The organism is Nocardia sp. NPDC058497 (assembly GCF_042720195.1).
Classification (GTDB): domain Bacteria; phylum Actinomycetota; class Actinomycetes; order Mycobacteriales; family Mycobacteriaceae; genus Nocardia.
In genome coordinates this window covers 2,834-11,235 of sequence record NZ_JBHXMY010000158.1, presented here as the reverse complement: position 1 = coordinate 11,235, position 8,402 = coordinate 2,834, and the positions used below count along the sequence as shown (strand labels likewise).

Below are 8,402 nucleotides of genomic sequence, written 5' to 3'. Positions count from 1 at the left end.
CGCCTACAAGACCCAGCTCGGCGCCGTGGGGGGGGGGCGGGGGGGCGCGGGGGTCCACCCCCCCGCCCCCCCGCGCGCCCCGGCCGGGGGGGGGAACCCCCGTTCCCCCCCCGCCGCCGACGTGGGGGGCGCCGTTCCCGGCCCCCAGGCCCTGCGCGCGATCGGCGTCGGCTGGGACTTCGCGGTGCTCACCGACCCCGATCCGATCGGCCCCGACCACGACCTCGACGACGAACACGACTGGTGGGACAGCCTTTCCGCCGATCCCCGCGAGCTCGCGGCCGTCCGCGACCTCGATCTGGTCGACGAAAACCGCTGGCCCACAGCACTTCGCCACCTACTGTCCGAGCCGCGCACCCGCGCCCTGCTCGCCGATCGCGACGGCTACACGGCCTGGTGGCTGCACCGCCACGCCCACATCGACGGCATCGCCCTCGGCCGCCTGAGGCACCCCGCAGACGACGAATTCGCGGGCCTGCTACCGGCTTTCGATGTTGTCGGCATCGAGGGCGCGGATCTGGATGTCCTACGCCCGATCCTGGTCCGCCCGGACGTGATGTCGGCCGAACTCGCGGAAGAACTCCTCGACGCCCTCGCCGACCCGTCGAAAACCCCGGCGCCCGAGGTCATCGCCCACACCCACGCCCGCTTGGCCGCCGCCGTCGAGTCCGGCGCGCTCGATCCCCGCGAACTCGATCTCCCCGAGCAGGTTCGCGCCCTGTCCGGCGCGGTCGTCGACGCGGGCACCGCCATGGTCCTCGACCAGCCCTGCTTCGGCCTGGTCGTCCCGCCCGAGCGGCTGGTGGCCGGCGACACCGCCCATGCGGGCGCACTGGCCGCCCTGCTCGATCTGCCGCTGGTCTCGGAGGAGGTCAGCGCCGAGGTGCTCGGCACCGGCATGCGAACCACCTGGGCCGCGGACCCGCTGGGTGTGGTGCTGCGTCAGCTGTGGTCACCGGCGGACACGACCGGCGCGCTGGTCCTGCACGACACCCTCGAGGTGCACCTGCGCGGCGCGCTGTCGGGCACCGTGCGGGTGCCGTGGTGGCACACCGACGACGCCGTGCACGTCCAGGTGCCGCGCGGCTAACGCGCGTGCGCGGTGACCATCTCGGCGAGCAGATCGAGCTGGCTCTGCACGGCTTCGCTGTCGTCGTCGACCAACCAGCGCAGCACGATGCCGTCGATGACGTTGAGGATGAACCGGCTGAGCTCGGTGATGGGCGTGTTCCAGGTGGTCTCGGTGGCTTCCCGGCAGTGGTCCATCACGTCGGCGACGGTGCTGTCGTTGAACGCGTACTGCTCGCGGGCGATCGCGATCTTGGCCGGTGTCGTCTCACCCTCGCGCAGCGAGTAGGTGGTCGTTTCGTAGGTGAGCAGCTGACGTTCCGGGGTGGCCTCTATGTTGCGCCACATCAGTTCCAGTGCGCCGCGCACCAATTTCTGAAGCGCTTCTTTTCCTGTTCCGGCATCCGCCCAGATCGAATCATCCGCATCGACGGAATCGCGCAATTCCATGGACAACGCTTTGACCAGCTCGGTCATCAGCGCATCCTTGTTTTCGAAACAGTAATGCACCACACCAAGCGAGACACCTGCCGCTTGGGCGACATCGCGGGTGGTCACGCCCGCGACACCCTTTTTCTCGGCGAGACCGATCGCTGCCTCGATCAGGTGGGCTCGTCGTTCTTCGACGCTCAATCGGGAGGACACGTGTGCGAGTTAAGCGCTCGCGTGGCAAACAGTCAATTCGCCGGTCCGCGAGAAAATCCTGGACATCTGACCAGTTGGTGTGGTTGTCTCCGAAACGGAAGTTGCGAAGGAGTCGCCTGATGCCCCTGTCCCGCCGTACCGTCCTCACCGCTTCGGCGCTGGGTGTGGCCGCCGTTCCCCTCGTCGCCACGGGAACGCCCGCCGCGCACGCGAATCCGAAACCGGGCGGATTCGAATTCGGTCTCGGTATCGCCGATCTCACCGGACCCGCCGCGGAATGCGGCATGATGGGCTACTCGCAACTCGATCAGGCCACCGCCGGAATTCACCTGCGCCCGCGGGCGCGCGCGTTCGTGATCGGTGCGGGTGGAAATCGGATCGCCTACGTCGCGGTCGAGAACGGTGCGGTGTTCGGGTCCGTCCATCGCGGTGTGCTGTTGGCGCTCGCGCAGCGATTCGGCGATCGCTATACCGAGCGAAATGTCGTGCTCACCTCCACCCACACCCATTCCAGTTGTGGTGGTTCCGCGCACGACTACGCCTACACGCTGGCGACGCTCGGATTTCAGCAGCAGGTGTACGACGCCGAGGTGAACGGCGTCGTCGAAGCGATCGTCGCGGCCGACGCCGACTTCGGGGCCGGCACGATCGCGCTCGGTCGCACCGAACTGCACGATGCCAGCGTGAACCGGTCCCGCGTCGCCTTCGAGCGCAATCCCGAGGCCGACCGCGCGGTGTTCCCCGGCGCCGTCGACCCGGCGGTGACCACGCTGGTCTTCAGCAGGGCGGGCCGCGAGGTCGGCGCGCTCACCTGGTTCGCCACCCACAACACCTCGATGACCAACGCGAACCGCCTGATCAGCTCGGACAACAAGGGCTACGCCAGCTTCGCCGCCGAGCACATCGAACACGGCGTGCGCCATCTCGACGGCGCGGCGTCCTATATCGCCGCGTTCGCGCAGACCAATGCCGGTGACATGTCGCCCAATCTCAACCTCGCCCCGGGCGACGGGCCGACCACCGACGAGTTCGAGAACACCAGGATCCTCGGCGAACGCCAGTACGCGGTATCGAAAAGAGCGGCAGCACAGGCTGTCTCGATGTCCGGCGCGGTCGACTCGCTGCTGTGCTACATCGACCTGGCCGATGTCGCCGTCGACGGCCGCTTCACTCCCGACGGCGCACCGCGGCGCACCTCGCCCGCCGCCGCGGGTGTCTCACTGATCGCGGGCAGCGTCGAGGACGGTCCAGGCCTGCCCGGCGGGCCGATTCCCGAGGGGGTACGCAATCCGCTGGTCGATTTCCTCGGCGGGATCGACCAGCCACACCCGGCCTGGCTCGCGGATGCCCAGGCGCCCAAGGCGATCGCGGTGCCGCTGGGTCTGCTCCCGCCGGTGCCGTGGGTGCCGAATGTGGTGCCGATCCAGCTGATCCGGATCGGCGGGCTCTATCTGGCCGCCGCGGGCGCTGAATTCACCATCGTCGCGGGCCTGCGGGTGCGGCGGGCGGTGGCGGCGGCGCTCGGCGTCGACCCGGAACAGGTGCTGCTGCAGGGCTACGCGAACTCCTACCACGAATACGTCACCACGCCCGAGGAGTACGACGCGCAGCAGTACGAGGGCGCCTCGACCCTGTTCGGGCGCTACACACTGGGCGCGTACCTCCAGGAGTTCACCCGGCTGGCCGCGGCGTTCGTGGCGGGCGGGGCGATCGGCCGCGGCCCGGCGCCGCGCGATGTCTCGGCCCTGCAACCGAACTTCGCCTCGACCCCCGGCCCGGACGCGACACCGCAGGGCCGCGCCTTCGGCGACGTCCTCGTGCAGCCGCCCGCGCACACTCCGCGCGGGGAGCGGGTGGCGGTCGAGTTCGTCTCGGCCCATCCGAAACACAATCCACGCCGCGGCGACACGTTCCTGGTCGTGCAGCGCCGCACGGGCGCGGGCGACTGGGTGCGGGTGGCCAACGAGGGGGAGTGGGACGTGCGATTCCACTGGCGCAAGGAAGGCGACGCGATCTCGATCGCCAGATTCACCTGGGACATCCCCGCGGCGGCCACACCGGGGGTGCACCGGTTCGTGCACTACGCCGACGCGCTGGGCGCCGACGGGGCGCTGCGTCCGGTCACCGGGACGAGCGCCGAATTCGAGGTGACCGGTTAGTCGGTCCGCAGCCCCACCTGGGCGCCTTTGTCGCCGCGCCGGGCGGACCGGCGCTGCGCGAGGAAGATCGACAGTCCGAGCACGCCGACCGCAAGGCCCATCAGACACACCGGCCGGGCCTCTGACCACGCCGGATTCAGCCACACCAGCGCCGCGGCCACGAGCCAGGCGACGAAACCGGCGCCGACGACCGGCCGCGGATCTACCAGACGTAGGGGCAGCGCGGGCATCTCGGAACTGACGTGGCCGATATCCATACCCAAACAGTAGCCGCGTGAAACCCATCAGGGGGCGCGGCCGTACCGTAGAGTTCTGCACTGTGACAACGCCATCGGACGTCCGTGCCCTGGCCGGTGATCTCTCACTGGCCGTCGTACGGCTCACGCGACACCTGCGCGGCCGCCGTGCCGACGCGCAGATCTCGCTCACCCAGCTGTCGGCTCTGGCGACGCTGGCGCGTGATGGCGCGATGACGCCGGGGGTGCTGGCAGGCAAGGAGCGGGTGCAGCCGCCGTCGATGACGCGCGTCATCGCCTCGCTGTCGGACCTGGATCTGGTGCAGCGCCGTCCGCACCCGACCGACGGCAGGCAGATCATCGTGTCGCTGTCACCGGCCGGGCGCGCGCTCGTCGCCGACGAGACGCACGCCCGTGAGGCGTGGATGACCGATCAGCTCTCGCGCCTGCAGCCCGAGCAGATCGAGATCCTGGACCGTGCCGTCGAGATCATGAACCAGATCGTCGCCGAATCCGAGTGATCAGTGCGCGGCGCGCGCGTCGTCGGCGTCGACGACCTCGTGGCCGAGCGGGAACAGCGACAGCGGCACCAGCTTGAGGTTCGCCCAGGCGAACGGCAGCCCGATGATCGTGATCGCCAGCGCGATACTGGTGGCGATGTGGCCCAGCGCCAGCCACCAGCCCGCGAAGATGAACCAGATCACGTTGCCGATCAGCGAGCCGGCGCCCGCGCTCGGCTTGTCGACCACCGTGCGGCCGAACGGCCACAGCACGTACCCGGCGAGCCGCAGCGAGGCGATGCCGAATGGGATTGTGATGATGAGAATGAAGCAGATCAGTGCCGCGAGCAGATAGCCGAGGGCCATCCAGAAGCCGCACAGCACCACCCACAGGATGTTCAAGATCAACTGCACGATCTTCATGCATCCATCATGCCAGGATTGTCCAGTGGCCGAAGTGATCGACATCGACGACCCCGCCGACCCCCGGGTCGACGATTTCCGTGACCTGTCCTCCGCCGACCGCAGGCCGGACCTGCCTGGGCGAAAAGGCCTGGTCATCGCCGAGGGCGTGGTGGTCGTGCAGCGGATGCTCGGCTCGCGGTTCACCCCGAACGCGCTGCTCGGTGTCGGGAAACGCTACGAGCCGCTGGCCGGGGACCTGGCCGGGCGCGACATCCCGTACTACCGGGCCAGTGCCGAGGTGATGGCCGAGGTGGTCGGCTTCCATCTCAACCGCGGTGTCCTCGCCGTGGCGCCGCGTCCGGCCGAGCTGACGCCCGCCGAGGTGCTCGACGGCGCCCGCACGGTCGCGGTGCTCGAGGGTGTCAACGACCACGAGAACCTGGGCTCGATGTTCCGCAATGCCGCGGGCCTCGGCGCGGACGCGGTGCTGTTCGGCGACCGGTGCGCCGATCCGCTCTACCGGCGCGCGGTGCGGGTCTCGATGGGGCACGTGCTGCGGGTGCCGTTCGCGCAGCTGCCGTCGTGGCCGGGCGGCTTGGATCTGTTGCGCGAGCGTGGTTTCCAGATCATCGCGCTGACCCCGAATCCCGCGGCGGCGAATCTGGCGACGGCGATGACGGGCAAGCGGGTCGCGCTGCTGCTCGGCGCGGAGGGACCCGGACTCACCGAGGAAGCCATGCGCGCCACCGATGTTCGCGCCAGGATCCCGATGTCGCCCGGCACCGATTCGCTCAATGTGGCGACCGCGGCGGCGATGGCGTTCTACGAGCGGGTGCGGACATCGTGAAGCAGGAGCCGGACGGTCCCTATCGCGCCCAACCGGATTCGGTGCCGTGGGTGGCGGGCTGCACCGTCGTCGTGCTGGTCGCGGTGCTCGGCGCGGTCGCGGTCTACGCGTTCGGGGCCGCGCTGGCCACGGTGCATCCGCTGCTGGCCGTCGCGGTGAATCTGGTCGCCGCGATCGGGGTGGCGCCGACGGCGTGGCGCTGGCGGTTCACGCCGGTGGTGCGGTGGGTGCTGGCCGGCGCGGCGATCGGTGTGGTGGCGGGCTGGCTGGCGGTGATCGTCGAGGAGCTCAGCGGCTGAGGCGGGTCACAGCACGACCCGGGCGGTGCGGTGCAGCCAGCCGAACAGGCCCCGCTTGCGCCGGATGGCCGCGCTCTGTGCGGGTTGGGGCTGCGGTGCCTGGCCCTTCGGGTACAGCGTGAATCCGCAGACCGCCAGGTCGCCCGGGACGAGGCCGCCCGGCTCGGCGGGCGTGCGGTAGTGGAAGCCGAGCCATTCGGCATTGGCCGCGTCGGCGAAGTCGGGGGGATCGAACGGCAGTGACTGCGCTCCCGGCTGTGTGCCGCCCCACCACGGCACGGGATGCTCACCCGCCCAGAACGGCCGCTCCCACACCATCGGCAGCCCTTCGTTCTCCAGGATGTCGACCCGGGTGGAACTGAACGAGCGCCGGAATTCGCCCCGCTCCCAATGCGCGAACGCACCCCAGTGCAGTGTCGCGTCGAACGACACCAGATAGGTCTGCTCGGACGCGAGCGGCCGCACCAGCAGATCCGGCAATTTCGTCGGCCGCACGAGTGCCGCCTCGGCCGTGCATACGACGGTCAGCCCCGGATAGCACCCGATGTACACCTCGTCCCGATCCGGCGCGGCACACCCGTTGAGCGTCCCGATCATGATCGGCAGCACATCGTGCTCGGCATACAACTGCCCGGCAAGCGCCGCAGCGGCGGCCGGATCAGGTTCGGGGTGGTCCCGCAATACAGCCACCGGATCCGGAGTGTCGACGTACCAGAGAGTGGAAGCCGAATGCACAGTCACCGCCTCTCCGCGTATTCGAGCCGGACCCAGGTGGGTAGCTGCGCGGCGTCGGCGGCTGACGGGCAGGGGCGCGTTGCGTCAGCTCGTACCCGGCGAGTTACCCATGTACTTGCGAGAACTGGCGATTCGGTCGAGCCCGGCGTGAGGGCGTGGGTAACTCCTCAGTGCCCGGAGCTGCGGACTCCCAGTAAGACGTCTTCCCAGGACGGCATGGGTGCCTTACCCCGCTTCGCTCGTGCGGGCTTCGCCGCCGGCTTCTCCGGTGCAGGCTCTTTCGCCGCGGGTTCCTTGTCCTGTGCCGCAGGCTGACTCGGCGTCGCCGGAGCAGCCGGGATCGGCGCGGCGGGCACCGGCGCGGCCGGAATCGCCGCGGCCCCACCACCGGCCGCGACCGCGCGCTGCTCGTAGTACTCGTCCAGCGTCGGCTGGGCGGGACGGCTCGCCGGACGCGCGGTCGGGGCGACCTGCTCGCGCGGACGCGGCTCCACCGGGGTCGGCGGTTCGACAACCACCGGTGCGGCCTGCTCCACCGGGGTGGGCAGGATGGTGGCGAGCCCGCGCAGGGCGCGACCGAAATCGGGATCGATCAGGTCGTTGGCCGGGTCGTCGAGCGGGGACACCGAGCCGCCGTGCGCGTCCGGCTGGTAGCGCCAGTGCGCCGCGATCTCGGAGTGTCCGTGGCGCCACTGCAATTGGGCGACCCAGAAACCCTTTTCGTCTTTCCAGGCATCCCATTCGGCCTGTTCGATGGTGTGGCCGCGCTCGGCGAAGGCCGCGGTGACGATCTCGTGCAGCGTTTCCACCGCGGGACCGTCGGGGCGCACTGGATGCGCTTTCTGCGCCAGTTCGGCGGCGCGTGCGCGTTCCAGCAACACCGGGTAGGCGAAACGTTCGACTTTGGTGGCCGGCATCCCGGACTCCGCCGTGACCTGCTCGACGGACGCTCCGGCTCGAATACGGGCCTGGATATCGCGAGGACGCATAGACGCTTCCGTTTCGATCTCGATCTGGCCGAATCGTGCGAGGTCGCCGCGCGCCGCCGCGCGGAGCTTGTCGTCGGCGGGCAACCGGAACTTGGTGCCGGACTCGGTGTCACTGCACACGATGTGCGTGGAGTCGGGCGTCACCCCGATCACTCGAAGTTCACGCACCGTTACCTCCCTATCGCGTCGGCTACGACACCGCCCACTTTCCTAGACAGTAGTGCACATTACTTGCCCGCGGCAGCAGACACGCACGACCGAAATCGCGCACCGGGACGCCAGGTCCCGCTAATCTGATCGGCTCACCACACGAATCCTGCTCGTGTGCAGGGATTTTGGTGATGGATCAACATCAAATACCGCCGGGCGAGCGAGTGCTCGTCAGCAAATGTTGCGAACACACGCAAAGGGCCGGGGGGGGGGGGCCGCGGAATATGGGTGGGGGGCCGCCGCCGGTGGCGCGGGGGGTTGAGTGGTAGTGGGCGGGGCCCCAGCGCTGGGAGGGGGGGGGGGGGAGCA

9 protein-coding genes and 1 pseudogene are annotated in these 8,402 nt (G+C 69.6%); 5 read left to right on the top strand and 5 right to left on the bottom strand.

What is annotated here, in order from left to right; all coding sequences use genetic code 11:
• A pseudogene (locus ACFWPJ_RS13480) lies at positions 1-1,090 on the top strand (ATP-binding protein); the annotation flags it as partial.
• Here the strand turns inward: ACFWPJ_RS13480 and ACFWPJ_RS13475 are convergent.
• Entirely contained in the window at positions 1,087-1,713 is a 627-nt protein-coding gene (locus ACFWPJ_RS13475) for a TetR/AcrR family transcriptional regulator (protein ID WP_189030205.1), read from the bottom strand. The pseudogene ACFWPJ_RS13480 and the gene ACFWPJ_RS13475 overlap by 4 nt on opposite strands.
• 119 nt (positions 1,714-1,832) lie before the next feature.
• Between ACFWPJ_RS13475 and ACFWPJ_RS13470 the strand changes: the two genes are divergently transcribed.
• Complete coding sequence (locus ACFWPJ_RS13470) at positions 1,833-3,872, top strand: neutral/alkaline ceramidase (protein WP_378850674.1); 2,040 nt, start codon at positions 1,833-1,835, stop codon at positions 3,870-3,872.
• Here the strand turns inward: ACFWPJ_RS13470 and ACFWPJ_RS13465 are convergent.
• Complete coding sequence (locus ACFWPJ_RS13465; RefSeq protein ID WP_378850672.1) at positions 3,869-4,129, bottom strand: DUF2530 domain-containing protein; 261 nt, start codon at positions 4,127-4,129, stop codon at positions 3,869-3,871. The two genes, ACFWPJ_RS13470 and ACFWPJ_RS13465, sit on opposite strands and share 4 nt — an antisense overlap.
• 62 nt (positions 4,130-4,191) lie before the next feature.
• On the opposite strand from ACFWPJ_RS13465, the gene ACFWPJ_RS13460 reads away from it, so the two are divergent.
• Positions 4,192-4,629 (top strand): MarR family winged helix-turn-helix transcriptional regulator, encoded by a 438-nt coding sequence (locus tag ACFWPJ_RS13460; protein ID WP_378850670.1) that lies wholly within the window; start codon positions 4,192-4,194, stop codon positions 4,627-4,629.
• Here ACFWPJ_RS13460 and ACFWPJ_RS13455 read toward each other — a convergent pair whose 3' ends face one another.
• Complete coding sequence (locus tag ACFWPJ_RS13455; RefSeq protein WP_378850667.1) at positions 4,630-5,031, bottom strand: YccF domain-containing protein; 402 nt, start codon at positions 5,029-5,031, stop codon at positions 4,630-4,632.
• A 25-nt stretch (positions 5,032-5,056) separates the two neighbouring features.
• Here ACFWPJ_RS13455 and ACFWPJ_RS13450 point away from each other — a divergent pair, with 25 nt between their 5' ends.
• Complete coding sequence (locus tag ACFWPJ_RS13450) at positions 5,057-5,860, top strand: TrmH family RNA methyltransferase (RefSeq protein WP_378850664.1); 804 nt, start codon at positions 5,057-5,059, stop codon at positions 5,858-5,860.
• Positions 5,857-6,159, top strand: a complete 303-nt coding sequence (locus tag ACFWPJ_RS13445) for a DUF2537 domain-containing protein (protein ID WP_378850661.1) — start codon at positions 5,857-5,859, stop codon at positions 6,157-6,159. The genes ACFWPJ_RS13450 and ACFWPJ_RS13445 overlap by 4 nt, the downstream gene beginning before the upstream one ends.
• 6 nt (positions 6,160-6,165) lie before the next feature.
• On the opposite strand, the gene ACFWPJ_RS13440 is transcribed toward ACFWPJ_RS13445, so the two are convergent.
• Together ACFWPJ_RS13440 and sepH are read right to left on the bottom strand one after the other, a co-directional pair.
• Entirely contained in the window at positions 6,166-6,900 is a 735-nt protein-coding gene (locus tag ACFWPJ_RS13440) for a DUF6928 family protein (RefSeq protein ID WP_378850658.1), read from the bottom strand.
• 161 nt (positions 6,901-7,061) lie between these two features.
• Positions 7,062-8,051 (bottom strand): septation protein SepH, encoded by a 990-nt coding sequence (gene sepH, locus ACFWPJ_RS13435; protein WP_378850656.1) that lies wholly within the window; start codon positions 8,049-8,051, stop codon positions 7,062-7,064.
• Positions 8,052-8,402 lie beyond the last annotated feature (351 nt).